The sequence below is a fragment of the Bradyrhizobium sp. WSM1253 genome, from assembly GCF_000244935.1.
GTDB lineage: Bacteria > Pseudomonadota > Alphaproteobacteria > Rhizobiales > Xanthobacteraceae > Bradyrhizobium > Bradyrhizobium canariense.
The window spans coordinates 6,426,856-6,442,560 of the sequence record NZ_JH600073.1 but is presented as its reverse complement, the minus strand read 5'-3'; the positions used below and the strand labels follow the sequence as shown (position 1 = coordinate 6,442,560).

14 protein-coding genes are annotated in these 15,705 nt (G+C 64.2%); 3 read left to right on the top strand and 11 right to left on the bottom strand.

What is annotated here, in order from left to right:
• Positions 1 to 69 precede the first annotated feature (69 nt).
• The 9 genes from BRA1253DRAFT_RS31395 to BRA1253DRAFT_RS31355 all read right to left on the bottom strand — a co-directional run bounded on the left by BRA1253DRAFT_RS31395 (position 70) and on the right by BRA1253DRAFT_RS31355 (position 10,967).
• Entirely contained in the window at positions 70 to 2,400 is a 2,331-nt protein-coding gene (locus BRA1253DRAFT_RS31395; protein WP_035995549.1) for a mechanosensitive ion channel domain-containing protein, read from the bottom strand.
• Between the two features lie 1,053 nt (positions 2,401 to 3,453).
• Positions 3,454 to 4,413: a polyphosphate kinase 2 family protein gene (locus BRA1253DRAFT_RS31390; protein WP_007601037.1), complete on the bottom strand. Its 960-nt coding sequence runs from the start codon at positions 4,411 to 4,413 to the stop codon at positions 3,454 to 3,456.
• Positions 4,373 to 5,392 carry a branched-chain amino acid ABC transporter permease gene (locus BRA1253DRAFT_RS31385; RefSeq protein WP_007601029.1) on the bottom strand — a complete coding sequence of 340 codons (1,020 nt, stop codon included), beginning with the start codon at positions 5,390 to 5,392 and terminating at the stop codon, positions 4,373 to 4,375. The genes BRA1253DRAFT_RS31390 and BRA1253DRAFT_RS31385 overlap by 41 nt, the downstream gene beginning before the upstream one ends.
• Entirely contained in the window at positions 5,389 to 6,270 is an 882-nt protein-coding gene (locus BRA1253DRAFT_RS31380) for a branched-chain amino acid ABC transporter permease (RefSeq protein ID WP_007601027.1), read from the bottom strand. The genes BRA1253DRAFT_RS31385 and BRA1253DRAFT_RS31380 overlap by 4 nt, the downstream gene beginning before the upstream one ends.
• Positions 6,271 to 6,283: 13 nt before the next feature.
• Positions 6,284 to 6,988: an ABC transporter ATP-binding protein gene (locus BRA1253DRAFT_RS31375; protein ID WP_007601025.1), complete on the bottom strand. Its 705-nt coding sequence runs from the start codon at positions 6,986 to 6,988 to the stop codon at positions 6,284 to 6,286.
• Positions 6,988 to 7,758: an ABC transporter ATP-binding protein gene (locus BRA1253DRAFT_RS31370; RefSeq protein WP_007601023.1), complete on the bottom strand. Its 771-nt coding sequence runs from the start codon at positions 7,756 to 7,758 to the stop codon at positions 6,988 to 6,990. Before BRA1253DRAFT_RS31370 ends, BRA1253DRAFT_RS31375 begins: the two co-directional genes overlap by 1 nt.
• Before the next feature lie 31 nt (positions 7,759 to 7,789).
• On the bottom strand, positions 7,790 to 9,112 hold the full coding sequence (locus tag BRA1253DRAFT_RS31365) for an ABC transporter substrate-binding protein (protein ID WP_007601021.1): 1,323 nt from the start codon (positions 9,110 to 9,112) through the stop codon (positions 7,790 to 7,792).
• A 95-nt stretch (positions 9,113 to 9,207) separates the two neighbouring features.
• A complete protein-coding gene (locus BRA1253DRAFT_RS31360; RefSeq protein ID WP_007601019.1) occupies positions 9,208 to 9,912 on the bottom strand; it encodes a hypothetical protein in 705 nt (234 codons plus the stop codon).
• 29 nt (positions 9,913 to 9,941) lie between these two features.
• Positions 9,942 to 10,967: an ABC transporter substrate-binding protein gene (locus BRA1253DRAFT_RS31355; protein ID WP_007601009.1), complete on the bottom strand. Its 1,026-nt coding sequence runs from the start codon at positions 10,965 to 10,967 to the stop codon at positions 9,942 to 9,944.
• Positions 10,968 to 11,104: 137 nt separating this feature from the next.
• On the opposite strand from BRA1253DRAFT_RS31355, the gene BRA1253DRAFT_RS31350 reads away from it, so the two are divergent.
• Positions 11,105 to 11,554 (top strand): cupin domain-containing protein, encoded by a 450-nt coding sequence (locus BRA1253DRAFT_RS31350; RefSeq protein ID WP_007601007.1) that lies wholly within the window; start codon positions 11,105 to 11,107, stop codon positions 11,552 to 11,554.
• 44 nt (positions 11,555 to 11,598) lie between these two features.
• Here the strand turns inward: BRA1253DRAFT_RS31350 and BRA1253DRAFT_RS31345 are convergent, their stop codons facing one another.
• Both BRA1253DRAFT_RS31345 and BRA1253DRAFT_RS31340 read right to left on the bottom strand, forming a co-directional pair.
• On the bottom strand, positions 11,599 to 12,384 hold the full coding sequence (locus BRA1253DRAFT_RS31345) for an ABC transporter permease (RefSeq protein WP_007601005.1): 786 nt from the start codon (positions 12,382 to 12,384) through the stop codon (positions 11,599 to 11,601).
• A complete protein-coding gene (locus BRA1253DRAFT_RS31340; protein WP_007601003.1) occupies positions 12,384 to 13,202 on the bottom strand; it encodes an ABC transporter ATP-binding protein in 819 nt (272 codons plus the stop codon). Before BRA1253DRAFT_RS31340 ends, BRA1253DRAFT_RS31345 begins: the two co-directional genes overlap by 1 nt.
• A 145-nt stretch (positions 13,203 to 13,347) precedes the next feature.
• Here BRA1253DRAFT_RS31340 and BRA1253DRAFT_RS31335 point away from each other — a divergent pair, with 145 nt between their 5' ends.
• Entirely contained in the window at positions 13,348 to 14,130 is a 783-nt protein-coding gene (locus BRA1253DRAFT_RS31335) for an ABC transporter ATP-binding protein (RefSeq protein ID WP_007601001.1), read from the top strand.
• Complete coding sequence (locus BRA1253DRAFT_RS31330; RefSeq protein ID WP_007600999.1) at positions 14,127 to 15,686, top strand: glycine betaine ABC transporter substrate-binding protein; 1,560 nt, start codon at positions 14,127 to 14,129, stop codon at positions 15,684 to 15,686. The genes BRA1253DRAFT_RS31335 and BRA1253DRAFT_RS31330 overlap by 4 nt, the downstream gene beginning before the upstream one ends.
• Positions 15,687 to 15,705 lie beyond the last annotated feature (19 nt).

Here is a 15,705-nt window from a genome sequence, read left to right as displayed (position 1 = left end):
CCGCCGATCACACGCAAGGTGGGAGACTTCCGCTTTGGATTGGTAAGCCGACGTTTATGAGCAGATACCCTAGCCGACCGCCCGCCGCGGCGTCAGGTTCGGAGCGCTGTCAGCCGGCGGCGCGATGTGCATCAGGATGGTCTGGGTGGCGGATGCGACCTCGATGCCGTTGTGCTGGAAACGCTGCTTCATGCGGCGGTTGAATTCGCGCTGCACCGGCCAGCGGCCAGCCTCGGTGCAGCGGATCTGGCCCACGATCGACACCATGGCGCCGTCGACCTTGTCGATGCCCCAGAGCTCGAGATCGCCGCGGATCAGGCTGCGGAATTCCACCTCGCGGCGCATCTCGTCGACGATGTCCTTGAGAATCTGGCCGGCGCGGTCGGTATCCTCCTTGTAGGCGACGTTGACGCTGACGGACGCATTGCCGGCGCCGCGGCTGGCGTTGGTGATGGTCGTGACCGCGCTGAACGGCACGATGTGCACGGCACCGTCGCCGGCCCGGAGCCTGATCGTGCGGATCGAGACGTTCTCCACCACGCCCGATAGCCCGGACACGCTGACGTTGTCGCCGACCTGGACGGTGTTCTCCAGCAGCAGGAACAGCCCGGTGATGAGGTCCTGCACCAGCTTCTGCGAACCGAAGCCGATGGCGATACCGACGATGCCGGCGCCCGCCAGCAGCGGTGCGACGTTGACGCCGATTTCGCTGAGCGCCGTGAGGCCGACGACAGTGGCGATCAGGCAGAGCAATGCCGTGCGCAGCATCGGCTGAAAGGTCCGCAGCCGCGCTGCGCGCGCATAGTGCCCGTCCCGCGACAGCGAATTGATCTGGCGGTCGAGCAGCGCGTTGCTGGCTTCCCAGATCGCAGCTGCAATGAATACGGCAAGTCCGATCGTCACCACCGCCGAGATCAGCCGGCTGCCGATCTGGCCGCCATAGAACCAGACGATGGCGTCGACGCCCCAGACTTCGAGCACGGCCACCAGGCCGATGAAGGCGATGACGCCGGATACGATCTTGCGCAGCAGTGGCAGATAGCGGTTGGCGCGGATCTCGAGGCCCGGAAAGCGCTGAAGGATTTCCGGCTTGATGCGGAAGCCGCGGTCGATCAGGCCCAGCGTCAGCATGATGGCAACGCGCGTGATCAGCGCCACCGCGATGGTGCCGACGAAATATTGCAGCAGCAACGAATAGCCGTTGCGAATGTTCAGCGCCCACACGGCCCACAGCGCCAGGTCGAGCGCGATGGCGAGATAATGCCAGCCGCCCGCAATGCGGTTGCGCAGTCCCGCCGCGATCCCCTGCCGGTCGGCCGGAGCGCGGATGGCTTCGGCGACCTGGCGGCGGCATTGCAGGATGATCACGACGATGAAGAGATGCACGACCAGCATCACCATGCGCAGGAGCGCGGCATAGCCGCCGCGATGCAGGCCGAGCAGCAGCGCCACATTCGCAAAGGCGATGCCGGAGACGCCGACACCGACGATACGGCGCGCCCAGATCTCGATATAGGCGGCGGTTTCGGCCCTGACCGGAAACAAGCCGAACGGTCCCGCCAGCACACGGACCACACAGATGAGCCCGCGCGAGAACGCATAGGCATTGACGACGGCGAGGATCACGAGGCGGACGGTGGTGGGCTCGCCGATCTCGGTGCCGAGCAGCGCCGTGGCGACCCCGACAAAGACCAACACGGGTAGCAGCTCGAGCAGGAAGCGTCCCAGCACGAGCGGCAGCCGCAGCATGATTTGCCAGGCCCGCGCCAGGCTGTGGCGGCGCATGTGCAGTTCGGGCGCCGGGGTGACATCGGCCACCGATGACGGCGGATCGGCAATGGGCAACACCTGCACCGGCAGGCGCGCGGTCTGCGGCATGCGTCCTTCCAGGAACGCGACGGGGCGCCGGATCAGACGGAACATCACCCATTCGGCGCAGAAGGCGCAGCCGAACACCAGCGCGAGCTTCCAACCAATCTCGATCAGGAGATTGTAGGCCGCGGGATCGTTCGCGGTCCGCACGATCCAGTAATAGAACGCCGGGAAGTGCGTGAGCGTCCTGGCCATATCGGCGACGTCTCGCGAAATTTCGCCGATCTCCTCAGACACGGTGAGCATGAGCTGCGCACCGAGGCCGTCGGCCGCGAGCGGGATCGGCGATTTTGGTTCGGGCGCGGGCTGCTGTGCACCGGACGCATTGGCGATCGCACGCAGCGTGTCGATCATCTGCGCGCGCTTCTTGTCATCCTGCAGCGTCTCCAGCGCGCGCTTGGCCTCATCGGGCGATAACGCGGCAGCGCTGTTTGCCGCAGGCGCAGGCGGCGCGGCGCGGACGCTGGAGAGAGACGAGATCGCGATCAAGAGCGCGGCGAGAAGCGCGAAGGCAAGCTTATGCGACACGAGGGATTCCCTGGGAAAAATGAATGCGACGGCGACGTCGGGACCGTCACCGCCGAAGCACATGCATCATGTCGGATCGACGCTATTCGCCCGGGCGCTGTGTCGGAAGTTGGCCAATGAGGCGACATTCTCTTGGCATTTGCCGCGGTGCAGGAAGCGGGAACCACGGTCTCAAGGCCGGACGTGCAGCGATTGGAATGCGGGCACGCGGCTGGAAGCTCGGCTGCGGCCATCCTTCGAGACGCCCGCCTGCGGCGGGCCCTCAGGATGAGGGGATGCGTATGCGGCAGCATTTCAATGCAGATGGATGCAGTTGAGCCTCATCCTGAGGAGGCCGCGAAGCGGTGGTCTCGAAGGACGAGGCGCTCGCTCAGGCGCCGCCGAGACGTCATGTGCGATCGTGCTGATATGCGATCACCCTGCGTCATTCCGGGAGTCGGCCCGGAATGACGCGATGAGGAGGAGGAGGAGAGAAGCAGGATATCGAAAGCGCGGCGGCCTCGTCACGGCCGTCCGACATGATCGCTGTGATGCAATCGGTGTGATGCAGAATACAGCGCCGGGCAGGTAGGGGCCATGCCACACTGATGCAGCCCACTAGACCTTGGCCCGGCGTGCCGTTCGCGTTTCTGCCGCTATGCGATAGTCCGAACGAGCTCCATCGCACTTAACGCGGCTGGTTCTGCGGAGGTGGTGTCATAGACCTCCCCTTGCTCTTGATGTGGACGTTGCGCGTCGCTTGTTTGCGACCATTGGGATGGTCCTCCCGTGACGCAAGACTGTCAAGCAAGATCAATGGTGCGCAAATCACATTTGAGGGCGCGTTCCATCTCACCTGCGAGGGATTCGCTGCAGCGAAATACGAGAAGTAGGCGGATTGCAAGAACCGCCCTTCCCGCCAATGTGGAGCGCGTCTGCTATGGGATGGCGCGCGGGGACTGAGGGTTTGGGGATGATGACATCATGCTCCTGTTTTGCCCGACGTGTCAACGATTTCGTTAAATCCGCAGGCGCTCGCGCTGGCCTTCAAGTCATTGATTTCGCTATCCCCGGCTACTGTGCATGGGGTTGTTTTCGCGTTTTTTGTTTCTTGCCCGCCTTCTCCTCGTTCTCCTCCTTCTCCAGCGCCTTGCGCACCTCGTCGAATTCGCCCAGCGAAGCCTTGTCGGCGCGGGGGAAGCGCAGATCGAGCTTTTCCAGCGCAGCGACGATGGCCGACCCGATCACGACGCGGGCGAACCATTTGTGATCGGCCGGCACGACATACCACGGCGCGTGAGGCGTTGCCGTGTGCCGGACGATGTCCTGATAGACCGCCTGGTAGCGCGGCCACAGCGCGCGCTCCTTGATGTCGTCCATCGAGAACTTCCATTGCTTGGCCGGCTCCTCCAGCCGGTCGAGGAAGCGCTCGCGCTGCTCGTCCTTGGACAGGTTGAGGAAGAATTTCAGCACCACGGTGCCGTTGCGACAGAGATAGCGCTCCCACGCAGAGATGTCCTCGAACCGCTCCTTCCAGATGCTCTTGGTGACGAGCTTTGGCGGCAGCTTCTCCTTGGCGAGTATCTCCGGGTGCACCCGCGTCACCAGGCATTCCTCGTAATGGGAGCGGTTGAAGATGCCGATATGGCCGCGCTCCGGCAGCGCGACCGCGTGGCGCCAGAGGAAGTCGTGGTCGAGCTCTCTGCTGCTCGGCGCCTTGAAGGCACTGACTGCGCAGCCCTGCGGATTGATGCCCTCGAAGATCGCCTTGATCGCAGAATCCTTGCCGCCGGCGTCCATCGCCTGGAACACGATCAGCACCGACCAGCGGTCCTGAGCGTAGAGCTTCTCCTGAAACGCGATCAGCCGCTTCTTGTTGGCGTCGAGAAGCTCCTGCGCCTTCTCCTTGTCGAGATCGCCCTTCTCGTCGGTCTTGTGGTCCTTGAGATGAAACTTGCCCGAACCGTCGTAGCGGAATGGCGTGATGTAGCGGTCAAGTTCCTGGGCGAGCGATTTGGACGGCTTCTTGCTCATGAGCGCGGGGCACCTTGCGTTGCGGCTTCAATCGATCGAGCAAGCTACCAAGGATGCCCTTCGGAAGGAATATGATGAAAAGCACCAGCAGCACGCCGTAGACGAGATTGTCCCAGCCGACCGCCTTGGTGCCAAAGCCGATGCGCAGGGTCTCGGCCAGCATAATCGTGATGATGGCGCCGAAGGTCGGACCGAGCGAAACGAACAGGCCGCCGACGATGGCTGCGAACACCATCTGGAGCGACACCGCGATGCCGCTGACGGTGTCGGGCGTGATGAACATCTGGTACTGGCAGTAAAGCGCGCCGGCCAAGGCCGTCATCAGCGCGCTGAGCAGCGTGATCTTCAGCTTCTCCGCCGTGACGTCGACGCCGGCGGCGGCCGCGGCGTCCTCGTCCTCCGAGATCGCCTCCAGCGCATAGCGGGCCATGCTGCGGTCCACCCAGTGCCAGAGCACGATGCCGAACAGCCAGACCCCGAGCGCGATCAGGTACCAGGTGATCTTGTCGTCGAATTGCAGCGACCAGAGCTTGTTGCCGGCGGCCCGGTTCGGCGTGTAGCCGAGCGACCCGCCGGTGTAATCGCGCGTCGCCGTGATGACCTGGAGCACGATGCCGGAGAGCGCCAGCGTCACCAGCACGAAATAGTGCCCGGTGATGCGAAAGCGAAAACAGGGATAGCCGACGATCAGCGCCAGGGCGCCGGCCGCGGCCATGCTGACGGGAATGCCGATCCAGGGCGACCATCCCAGGTGATTCCAGAGCAGCGCCGTGACATAGGCGCCGATGCCCATGAACCCGCCATGGCCGAGCGAGACCAGGCCGAACCGCCCCATCATCGACCATGACGTATAGGCGAACGACCAGATCAGGATCAGCACCATGATGTGCAGATGATAGGGATCGCGATAGACGAAAGGCAGCGCGACCAGCGCCGCCAATCCGATACCCCAAGCTGCAAGCCGTCCCCGCCCCATCATCGGCGCCTCGCAAGCAGGCCCGCGGGCCGGACGAACATCATGACGATGAAGAACGCGAAGGCGAGCACGTAGCCCCATTCGAGATCGGAGAACAGGCCGCCGAGCGAGATGATCTCGGCGAACACGAAGGCGGCGATGAAGCCGCCGATGAAATTGCCCAAGCCCCCGAGCACGCAGATCAGGAAGGTGATCGGCCCGAACGACAGACCGACGAAGGGATGCACATCATATTGCAGAACCAACAGGCAGGCGGCGAGCCCGGCCAGCCCACCGCCGATCGCGGATGTAATGAGATAGATGCGCTTGGTATCGACGCCCATCAGCGCCATGATCTGCCGGTCCTGCGAGATCGCCCGGATCGCGGTGCCGGTGAAAGTCCGCGTCATGAACAGATAGACCGCGACCATGCCGACTAGCGCGGCCAGGAAGGACAGAAGTCGTGCGTAGCTGAAATTCATGTCGCCGAAAGCGAGCACCGGCAGGCGGATGCCGAGGTTGCGGAAGTCGATGCCGAAGGCAACGGTGGCAAAGCTCTGCAGCACGAACAGCGCCCCGCCGGTCGCGAGCAACTGGTTGATCGGCGGCGCCGTGAGCAGCGGCGCGATCACGAGGTAATGCAGCGCCGCGCCGAGCAACGCGACCAGCAGGATGGTGAGCGGCGCGGCGAGGAAATAGCTGATGCCGTAATACTGCACCAGGAAATACATCGCGTACATGCCGATCATCACCAGCTCGGCGTAGCAGATCCAGGTCACGTCGATGACGCCGAAGATCAAATTGAGCCCGAGCGCGAGTAGCGCCAGCACGCCGCCGAGCAGGATGCCGTTGATCACGGCCTCCAGCAGGTAGATGTCGAAAATGTCCAGAAATGCTTGCATGCCCGCATGAACCTCACACCCCGAGATACGCTTCCTTGACCGTGTCGCTCGCCAGCATCTCGGCCGAGGTGCCCGAGGACCTGATCGTGCCCGCCTCGATCAGATAGGCGCGATCGACCACCCGCAGCACCTGCTGCACATTCTGCTCGACGATCAGCACGGTCAGCCCGCTGGCGCGGATCCGCTTCACCAGCTCGAACACCTGCTGCACCACGACCGGCGCGAGCCCCGCCGACGGCTCGTCGAGCAGCAGCAGCTTTGGATTCGACATCAGCGCGCGGCCGATCGCGCACATCTGCTGCTCGCCGCCGGACATGGTGCCGGCCATCTGGTGGCGTCGCTCCTTCAGGCGCGGAAATAGGTCGAACACCACGTCCAGCCGCTCGGGATAGTGCCCACGCGCCTCCTTCATGAAGGCGCCCATCTTGAGATTGTCGTCGACGGATAGCTGCGGAAACAACCGCCGGTTCTCCGGCACATGCGCGATCCCGAGGCTGACGATCTTGTGCGGCGGCGTCGCCACGACGTCGACGGCTTCCATTCTGATCGACCCGCGCGAGGGGCGGATCAGCCCGGAGATGACACGCATCAGGGTGGTCTTTCCGGCCCCGTTGGGCCCGATAACGCCGACGGCCTCACCCGCCCTCACGTCGAGATCGACGTCGAACAGTGCCTGGAAGGTGCCGTAGCCGGCATTGACGCCGCGGAGCTCCAACATCACTGCACCCCTGCGCGGCGGCGCGCTGCGGCGGCCGCGGCCTGCGTTGTCTCGGCGTCGGTGCCGAGATAGACCTCGATGACGCGGGGATCGCCGGCAACGGCACTCGGCAACCCTTCCGAGATCTTCTCGCCGTGATCGAGCACCATGACGCGATCGACGACGCGCATCAGCACGCCCATGATGTGCTCGACCCAGATGATGGTGATGCCGAGTTCGTCGCGGATGTTGCGCAGCATGTCGGCCGCCTGACCCATCTCGGCCTCGTCGAGGCCGCCGAGGCTCTCATCGGCCAGCAGAAGTTTTGGCGCGGTGGCGAGCGCTTTCGCCAGTTCGAGCTTTTTCAGACCGGCTGCGCCGAGGCCATCGACACTGGCATGGCGATCGGTCGGCAAGCCGACCATCGCCAGCGATCGCTCGGCCGCCTCCTCGGCCCTGGCACGGCTGTGGCGGCCCTGGCCGTAGAATCCGGCGAGCGCGACGTTCTCGAAGATCGTCAAGCGACGGAATGGTCGCGGGATCTGGAAGGTGCGACCGATGCCGCTGTTGATGATCCGGTGCGGCGGAAGGCCTGCGATTTCGGAGCCGTCGAACAGGATCGAACCGGACGTCGGCGCCAGCGTACCCGAGAGCATATTGAAGATCGTGCTCTTGCCCGAGCCGTTGGGGCCGATCAGGCCGAGGATCTCGCCCTGATCGACTTTGAACGACACATTGTTGACGGCGGTGAAGCCACCAAACCGCTTCACCAGCCCGTTGACTTCCAGCACCGTCCCGCTCTCCTCTCTGCGCGCCTTGGCGCTACTGGTTGCTGTAGGTGGTGCCCTTCGGCAGCGGCAGCACGGCCTCGCGCTGCGCCTGGCTCTTGGGCCACACCACGGAGGATTTGTCGTCGATGTATTGGATCACGACCGGGAACGAGCGCTCGTTCTGCCCGGCCATCGGCGTGCCCTCGCCGTAAAACTTGACACCGAAGCCGAGCATGGTGCCGCCCTCGGGAATATCGGTATCGAGCGCAGCCTTGCGCAGCGCATCCGGATCAACCCCGCCATATTTCTTGATTGCGCGCGGCAGCACGTCATTCATGAACACATACGTGTTGGACGCACCGATGCCGACATGCGCCGAGCGGATCGCGACGCCGGGCCGGATCTTGTCGAACTCCTCGCCGACCATCTTGATCACGGGCGGGAGCTTGGGATCCATGGTCTTCTGGTTGGCAAGCCAGATCGAGATCGGGTCGGTGTTGAAGATGTAGGTGGCATCCGTGCCCATGCCTTCCTTCAGCTTCTCGTAGACGCCGTAACCCGCACCGTGTCCCATCAGCGCGCCGAACTTCAGCCCCTGCTCGCGCGCCTGACGCAGCAACAGCGTGATATCAGGGTTGTAGCCGGTGTGGAAAATGACGTCGGGCTTGGCGCGCTTCAGCTTGGTCACCAGCGCGGAGAGGTCAGGCGCGGTGGCCGAATAACCCTCCTTCATCACGACGTTGAAGCCCGCCTTCTTCGCGCCGGCCTCGTTGCCCCTGGACACGTCGACGCCATAAGCGCCGTCTTCGTGAATGATGGCGACGCGCAGATCCTTCGGCTCCTTGTCGAACTTCGCCTTGGCGTTCTGCGCGATGAAATCCATCGTCATCATGCCGAATTGATCGCCGCTCGCCTGCGGGCGGAAGACGTATTTATAACCCTTCTCGTTGAACACGGCCGACGAGATGCAGGTCGTCATCCACATGAACTTCTTGAGCTGCTCGACGCGAGCGGCGACCGGCACGCATTGCGCCGAGGAGAAGAAGCCGAGCACCATGTCGACCTTCTCCTGCTCGAGCAGGCGGACGGATTCGTTGATCGCGATGTCGGGCTTGCTCTGGGCGTCGGCATAGACCGCCTCGATCTTGTAACCCTCGACGCCGGTCTTGGCGAAATGGTCGAGAACGATCTTTGCGCCGATATAGCCGAGTTCAGAGCCGCCGCCGGCGAGAGGCCCGGTCAGATCGAATACGACGCCGATCTTGATCTTCTTCTCTTTGCCTTGATCCTGGGCCTGGACGGACAGCGCCAAGCCCGTCGCTGATATCGCGACCAACAGCCCACGCACCAAACGGGCAGCCATGCGCACGCGCATCAGAACCTCCTTGGACGATTGTGCATTGCATTCTTTTTGGTTTTGTATTTTTACCCATCACATGGGCTGGGCGCAGCGATGTCAAGCCTCGCGCATCAGCGCGACGCGAACTGCTGCTCGACAAAAGCCGTGACAAATCGCGGCATGGACGGCGTGAGATCACTCATCCCGCGCACGAGATGGATCGCCGAGAGCTCTGGCTCGGCCTCCGCCGCCAGATTGGCTTCGATCCGCGCACGCGCCACATCACCCGGCATGTCCAGGTTGATAATTTGCAGCATCGCAATCGTTGGGCCAGTGACGACGCAGTGCCAGTCGGGCTCGATCCGATAGTCGGCCTCGGTCAGGCCGGTCTCTTCCTCGAGTTCGCGGATCACACTGCCGGGAATGTCCAGCGTGTCGCCCCTGACGTCGCCGAGATCGGGCGTGCCCGACGGGAAATAGATCCGGCCTGCATTGGCGGTGTGCTGCGCCATCTCGCCCATGACGAAGGCGCCGTCGGAGGTGAGCAGCGCGCCCATGCCAAAGCCGTTGAACACGGCCTTGTCGGGAAAGCCCCAGTCGCGCCAGGCGAGGAAGCTCGCGAAATCCGTCTCGAAATAGGTCGTAGAAAGATGGCCGTCGGCGAACATCGCATCGCGCCCGAGCAGGACGCCACCGTTCCAGAGTTTTGGTCGTTCGCGCTGCTTCTCGGCGAAATGCGCCGCGATCTCGTCACGCCGCTCCTCCGCGAACGGCCAGACGATCGGCCGCACGGCAAGATCAAGCGTCGTGACGCGATGGATTGTCAGTGACGTCATGACGCCTGGTTACCGAGACTTCGCGTCAGTTATTTGGCGCTCCCCGTGGTCTTCTTGGCCTGCTCGACATACTTGTTGGTGAAGGTCTTGCTGACGTCGATCTTGGCGCTCGCGACCTCGGGCGATCCGACGCTGAACACCGCGAGCACGGCGTCAGCGCCCTTCGGATCCATCTTGCCGGTCTCGGAGTACATCGGAATCGTGTTCTTGAGTGCCGCGAGATAGAGGTCCTTGTTCTTGCCCACCGTCTCCTCCGGCATCTTCGCCATGATCTCCTCGGGCGAGTGCGAGTGGATCCAGGCGAGCGTGCCCAGGATCGCGTTGGTGAGCGCCTGCGTCTCCTTCTCGTGGCCGGCGACCCAGGCCGCGGTCGAGTACAGCGCGCCGCCCGGATATTCGCCGCCGAAGGTCTCGAGCGTATCCCTTTGCGTGCGGGTGTCCGAGAGGATGCGCAGATCCTTGTGGCTGCCCTGGAGCACGGTCACGGACGGATCGAGCATCACGGCCGCGTCGATCTGGCCCTGCTCCATGGCAGCGACCGCAGTGGCACCGAGGCCGACGCCGATCACGGCGGTGCTGGCGGGATCGACGCCGTTCTTCTTCAGCATATACTTCAGGAAGAAGTCGGTGGAGGAGCCGGGCGCGCTGACGCCGACCTTCTTGCCGGCGAGGTCCTTGATCGACTTGATCTCGTTGGTGTGCGACGGCGACACCACCAGCACGAGGCCGGGATAGCGGTCATAGACGACGAATGCCTGAAGCTCCTGCTTCTTGGCCGCGAGGTTGACGCAATGGTCGAAATAGCCGGAGACCACGTCGGCGCTGCCGCCGAGCACGGCCTTGAGCGCGTCCGAGCCGCCCTTGAGGTCCACGAGCTCGACATTGAGACCGGCCTTGTCGTATTCGCCGAGCTGTTTTGCCAGCACCGTCGGCAAATAGCACAGGCACGAGCCGCCGCCGATCGCGATGGTGACCTTGCTTTGCGCCGCGGCAAGACCGGTGGTGAGCGTCAGCGCGAGTAGCGCGCCCGCGAGCTTGGCTATCGTGTTCTTCATTGGTTTCCTCCGTTCGGCTGGCGGCACCATAGAGCAGCGGGACTGGCTTGAGAAGCAGGACCGAAGGCGCTGGCCACCGGCCTTTCGGCGCAATAGCATGAGCCCACAAGAACAATTCTTGATGGGGAGGATCATCCATGAATCGCCTTGCAATCGGACTGTCGATCGCCACCGCTTTTGCCGCCGGGTGCGGCGCAACCCACCTGCTGCGGCCGGCGCTGGCTGCGGAAAACATCACTCCGCAGATCATCCATACCAGCGAGATGGAGGGCGACGCGCTCGGAAACGCGAACGCCGTCGGCTTCCGTTCCAAGATGTTCGCGAGCGCCGATGGCGCCACCATCTCGATCCAGGTCGGCAATGTGCCCAAGCACATGCATCCCAACACCAACGAGATCCAGTACATTTTAGAGGGCACCGGCACGATCTGGTTCGGCGACAAGGAAGTCACGGTGAAGCCGGGCGACCTCGTGATCATCCCGAAGGGGACGCCGCATGGCGGCACCAAGCCGATCAGCGGACAGGTCAAGGCCATCGCGATCAAGACGCCGCCGCAGGCGCCCGACGACACCAAGTTGCTGGATTGAACTTTCGCGATCCGGGCTCGCGCGACGCGCGGGCCCCTTTCGGCCTAGCCGCGCCCGTCCACGGTCGGCCGCCAGACCAGCAGCCTCCGCTCCACCAATGTCACCCCAAAGTCGATCAGGATGACGAAGGCCGACAGCACGAACATGCCGGCGAACACCCCGGCGACGTCGAAGATGCCTTCAGCCTGCTGGATGAGATAGCCGAGCCCCGCCGCCGATCCAAGATATTCGCCGACGACCGCACCGACCACGGCAAAGCCCACCGACGTGTGCAGCGAGGAGAACATCCACGACAGCGCCGAGGGCCAATAGACGTGCTGCATCAGCTGCCGCTCGCTCATGCCGAGCATGCGGCCGTTATCGAGCACGGTACGGCTGACCTCCTTGACGCCCTGATATACGTTGAAGAACACGATGAAGAACACCAACGTCACGCCGAGCGCGACCTTGGACCAGATGCCCAGCCCAAGCCACAGCGCGAAGATCGGCGCCAGCACCACACGCGGCAGAGCGTTGACCATCTTGACGTAGGGATCGAACACCGCGGCGACCAGCGGCTGGCGCGCGAACCAGAAGCCGATCAACACGCCGCCGGCCGATCCGATCACGAAGGCCAGGATCGATTCCGTCAGCGTGATGCCGAGATGCTTCCAGATCACACCGGACGAGAACCATTTGACGATCTGGGCGAAGACATCGACCGGATTGGAGAAGAAGAACGGCGGTAGCAGGATCTTGCCGAACACGGGCACGGTCGAGAGTAATTGCCACAGCGCGAGGCAGACCACCGCGACCAGCACTTGCAGCGCAAGGAGAGTGACGCGCGACATCACACCGCCTCCGCCGCTTGGGTGGACTGCGCATAGCCCTTCATTACCTCGTCCTTGAGCACGCTCCAGATCTCGCGATGAAGCGCATGGAATTCCTTGTCCAGCCGCACTTCGAAAATGTCGCGCGGGCGCGGCAGGCTCACGCGCCAGTCGCCGATGATGCGGGAGGACGGCCCCGCCGACATGATCACGACGCGGTCGGCGAGCGCGATCGCCTCTTCCAGATCATGGGTGACGAACAGCACGGCCTTGCGGTCGGCGTTCCAGAGGTCGAGCAGCAGGTTGCCCATCACCTGCCGGGTCTGCGCGTCCAGCGGACCGAACGGCTCGTCCATCAGCAGGATCTTTGGATCGCGGATCAGCACCTGCGCCAGCGCCACGCGCTTGCGCTGACCGCCGGAGAGCATGTGAGGATAGCGGTTGGCGAAGGCGCCCAAGCCGACCGAGGTCAGCCATTTCTGCGCCCGCGGGAGTGCCTCGCTACGCGGCGTGCCGCTGACTTCGAGCCCGATCGCGACATTGTCGAGCGCGGTCTTCCAGGGGAACAGCGCATCGGCCTGGAACAGATAGCCGGCATCCCGGTTCAGCCCGGCGAGCGGCTGGTCGAATATTTTGACGCTCCCGGCAGCCGGCTTGAGCAGCCCGGCCGCGACGTTGAGCAGGGTCGATTTCCCGCAGCCGGTCGGGCCGACGATGGCGACGAACTCGCCCTGCGCGACCGTCAGATGCGCCTTCTCCACCGCCGTATAGACCCGCCCGTCCCCCAGCTGGAACGCGACCTTGGCATCGTCCAGCGCCACTGCCGTAGGCGTTATCATGTGTTCCCTCCGAACTTGGCCCGATGCCTTAGCCGCTCGCGCGGCCAAGTTCAATCAAGCCGCCAAGCGTGCTACGCATGGGCCTTGTCATTCCTCCCTCCCTCCCTCCCTCCTTGGGGCGGGTCAGCGCAGTGAGCCCAGCCCGATGCCGTCCAGGCCGATGATCGGCTATGCCCACGTCACCAAGAGCTTCGACGCGCTCAAGGCCGTGGACGATGTGTCACTCGATATCGCCGAAGGCGAGTTTGTGGCCGTCGTCGGCGGCTCGGGATCGGGCAAGACGACGCTGCTGCGGCTCGCCAACCGCCTGATCGAGGCGGATGGCGGCACGATCACGGTCGAGGGCGATGACGTGCAGTCGGTCGATCCGGTCGCGCTGCGGCGCCGGATCGGCTACGTCTTCCAGAGCGGCGGGCTGTTCCCGCATCTGAGCGTCGCCGACAATATCGGGATCACGCCGAAGCTGCTCGGCGTCCCGGCAGCGGATATCGCGACGCGAGTCGATGAGTTGCTCGAGCTCGTGCAGCTCGACCGGGCCGCGCACCGCGAGCGGCTGCCGGATGCGCTCTCGGGCGGCCAGCGCCAGCGTGTCGGCGTGGCGCGGGCGCTCGCGGCACGGCCCCGGATCGTGCTGATGGACGAGCCATTCGGCGCGCTCGACCCCCTCACCCGCGATGCGCTCGGCGACGATTTTCGCGAGCTGCACCGCAAGCTCGGCCTGACCACCGTGATGATCACCCACGACATGACGGAAGCGATTTTGCTGGCCGACCGCATCGCGGTGATGCGCGGCGGAAAGCTGCTCGCGCAGGGCACGCCAGTGGAGCTTTCGAAAAGCAGCGACGCCTACGTACTGGAGTTGCTGCGGACGCCGCGACGCCAGGTCGAGCGATTGAACGCGCTGCTGCTACAGAGCGGGGCGGCATGAGCCTTTTCACCGATCCGCGCTGGGGCGAGGCGCTGGGGCATTTGCCCGACTATCTCGGCAACCACGTCAGGGTGAGTCTCGCTGCACTTGCGCTCGGCCTGATCGTCAGCCTGCCGCTGGCGATCCTGACGCGCAACCGCCCCACCCCGCGCGCCGTCCTGCTCGCGCTCGCCAGTATCGTGCAGACGGTGCCCGGGCTGGCGCTGCTCGCGCTGTTCTATCCGCTGCTGCTGCTCGCGGCCTCCCTGGCGCTGGCCTGGTTCGGCGTCTCCTTCTCCGCTTTCGGCTTCCTGCCGGCGATGCTGGCGCTGGCGCTCTATTCGATGCTGCCAGTGCTGCGCAATGGCATCACCGGCCTCAACGGCATCGATCCCGCGCTGATCGAGGCTGCCAAAGGCGTCGGAATGACCGCACGGCAGTCGCTCGTGATGGTCGAACTGCCGCTGGCCCTCCCCGTGATGATGGCTGGCATCCGTACCGCCGCAGTGTGGGTGATCGGCACCGCGACGCTGTCGACCCCGATCGGGCAGACCAGCCTCGGCAATTATATCTTTGCCGGGCTCCAGACCCAGAACTGGGTGTTCGTGCTGTTCGGCTGCTTTGCCTCGGCCCTGCTGGCGCTCGCCGTCGATCAACTGCTCGGCCTGATCGAGAGCGGCCTGCGCCGGCGCAGCCGCGTGCGTACCGCGCTTGGCGCGGCCGGGATCGCGGCACTGGTCGCCGCAACATTGGTGCCGACGATGGGGCGCTCGTCGCAAAGCTATGTCGTGGGCGCCAAGACGTTCGCCGAGCAGTACGTGCTGTCGGCGTTGATGCGGGACCGGCTGCAGGCGGTCGGTCTTTCCGCCGTCGCACGATCCGGTCTCGGCTCGAGCGTGATCTTCGAGGCATTGAAGGCCGGTGATATCGATCTCTATGTCGATTATTCCGGCACGCTCTGGGCCAATCAGCTTCACCGCACGGACATCAAGCCGCGCGCGGAGCTGTTGGCGGAGCTGAAAATAACCCTCGCGCAGGAGAAAATCACGCTGCTGGGAGAGCTCGGTTTCGAGAATGCCTATGCGCTGGTGATCCCGAAGAAGCGGGCGGAGGCGCTTGGCATCCGCACCATCGCCGATCTCGCCGCGCATGCTTCGACGCTGTCGATCGCCGGCGACTATGAATTTTTCTCGCGACCCGAATGGGCGGCGCTGCAAAAGGCCTATGGCCTCTCGTTCCGCGCCCAGCGCCAGATGCAGCCGGACTTCATGTATGCGGCGGTCGCCAGCGGCGAAGTCGATGTCATCGCGGGCTACACCAGCGACGGGCTGATCGCAAAATACGATCTCGTTGCTCTCGACGATCCCAGGCACGCGATCCCGCCCTACGATGCCATCCTGCTGCTGGCCCCGAAGCGCGCCGGGGACGAGCGGCTGCAGGCTGCGCTGAAGCCGCTGCTCGGCAAGATCGACATCGCGACCATGCGCGAAGCCAATTTACGCGCCGCCGGAAATGACGCGAATTCGTCCCCGGATGCGGTGGCCAAATGGCTGTGGGAGAAGGTGGGTGGGCGGTAAGCCGCGCCATTCGTTCGAC

What these genes read in the sequence shown, in the direction of transcription:
- BRA1253DRAFT_RS31380 (WP_007601027.1), bottom strand. Translation starts at nt 6,270, where the DNA reads ATGCAAGCATTTCTGGACATTTTCGACATCTACCTGCTGGAGGCCGTG.
- BRA1253DRAFT_RS31365 (WP_007601021.1), bottom strand. Translation starts at nt 9,112, where the DNA reads ATGCGCGTGCGCATGGCTGCCCGTTTGGTGCGTGGGCTGTTGGTCGCG.
- BRA1253DRAFT_RS31330 (WP_007600999.1), top strand. Translation starts at nt 14,127, where the DNA reads ATGAGCCTTTTCACCGATCCGCGCTGGGGCGAGGCGCTGGGGCATTTG.
- BRA1253DRAFT_RS31360 (WP_007601019.1), bottom strand. Translation starts at nt 9,912, where the DNA reads ATGACGTCACTGACAATCCATCGCGTCACGACGCTTGATCTTGCCGTG.
- BRA1253DRAFT_RS31340 (WP_007601003.1), bottom strand. Translation starts at nt 13,202, where the DNA reads ATGATAACGCCTACGGCAGTGGCGCTGGACGATGCCAAGGTCGCGTTC.
- BRA1253DRAFT_RS31375 (WP_007601025.1), bottom strand. Translation starts at nt 6,988, where the DNA reads ATGTTGGAGCTCCGCGGCGTCAATGCCGGCTACGGCACCTTCCAGGCA.
- BRA1253DRAFT_RS31350 (WP_007601007.1), top strand. Translation starts at nt 11,105, where the DNA reads ATGAATCGCCTTGCAATCGGACTGTCGATCGCCACCGCTTTTGCCGCC.
- BRA1253DRAFT_RS31385 (WP_007601029.1), bottom strand. Translation starts at nt 5,392, where the DNA reads ATGATGGGGCGGGGACGGCTTGCAGCTTGGGGTATCGGATTGGCGGCG.
- BRA1253DRAFT_RS31355 (WP_007601009.1), bottom strand. Translation starts at nt 10,967, where the DNA reads ATGAAGAACACGATAGCCAAGCTCGCGGGCGCGCTACTCGCGCTGACG.
- BRA1253DRAFT_RS31345 (WP_007601005.1), bottom strand. Translation starts at nt 12,384, where the DNA reads ATGTCGCGCGTCACTCTCCTTGCGCTGCAAGTGCTGGTCGCGGTGGTC.
- BRA1253DRAFT_RS31390 (WP_007601037.1), bottom strand. Translation starts at nt 4,413, where the DNA reads ATGAGCAAGAAGCCGTCCAAATCGCTCGCCCAGGAACTTGACCGCTAC.
- BRA1253DRAFT_RS31335 (WP_007601001.1), top strand. Translation starts at nt 13,348, where the DNA reads ATGCCGTCCAGGCCGATGATCGGCTATGCCCACGTCACCAAGAGCTTC.